Here is a 950-nt window from a genome sequence, read left to right as displayed (position 1 = left end):
TTGATGGACACGCCACCATCGGCAAGAACGGCGGCGCCAGTCATGAAACTCGCTGCTGGGGAGGCGAGAAAGAGGGCCGCTCGAGCAATCTCTTCTGGTCGAGCATTCGCTTCAGAGCTTGAAGCCCCTCGATAAAGCCGCGCGTTTCGGAGGCCGCGCCGGGCAAGTACCGGTGCGAAATTGCCAATAGGACGTGCCCTTGTTCGCGAATCAGTATTATTGGGGTTCGGCCGTCAGAATACGGATCGGCTCGCGGAGGAACACGTTATCGGAAAAGCTGAAGGCGCATTCTCCAAGCCTGAAAAGTGCCGGAAGTCCTTTTCCACGTTACTTGCCCTGCGCCGCGCGATAGCCGTCCAACTCCATCTGAACTTCAGTTATGCAACCGATCTTTGAACCAAACCCTGACGTCTAGAAACAAGGCAGGCCACGCCCCGCGGTCGGCTTAATTGGGTGTCAGACGCTGCGTTCGGCTAGACCCCAAGAAAGCGCTGCAGGAGATCCGGTTGCGCTCTGATCTCCGCTACGGGACCCTCGTGCGCGATATGGCCGTTGTTGATGATGTAGACGCGCTTTGCCAGTGCGAGCGTCGCTGCCAGATTCTGTTCGACGAGCACGATGGTCTGCCCGGCCTGCGCCAGTTCGCGGCATGCGCGCACCAGATCGTGCACGATGACCGGTGCCAGCCCCTCGAACGGCTCATCGAGCAGGATGATCTTCGGGTCACGCACCAGCGCCCGCGCGATCGCCAGCATCTGTTGCTCACCGCCGGACAGATCGGTGCCCTGGCTGGTGCGTCGCTGCTTCAGCCGAGGAAACATGCCATAGATGCGTTCCAGCGGCCATTTGTTGACAGCGGTCAGCCCGGCGAGGATGATGTTCTCCTCCACAGTCAGGCTACCGAAGATGCGTCGATCCTCGTGCACGAGCTGCATGCCGGCGCGGGCGAT

At 60.4% G+C, this 950-nt stretch carries 1 protein-coding gene and 1 pseudogene; both read right to left on the bottom strand.

Annotated features, from left to right (window positions below; genetic code table 11):
• Positions 1 to 148, bottom strand: a pseudogene (locus AC3A4H_RS23560) (SDR family oxidoreductase); the annotation flags it as partial.
• 325 nt (positions 149 to 473) lie between these two features.
• Positions 474 to 950, bottom strand: a 477-nt coding sequence (locus AC3A4H_RS23555; protein ID WP_487768872.1) for an ABC transporter ATP-binding protein, incomplete at its 5' end; no start/stop codon positions are given.

The organism is Pseudaminobacter sp. Soil_N_29, from assembly GCF_057656055.1.
Note: the sequence above shows the minus strand (reverse complement) of the source record. Positions and strands in the feature narration are given on the sequence as shown.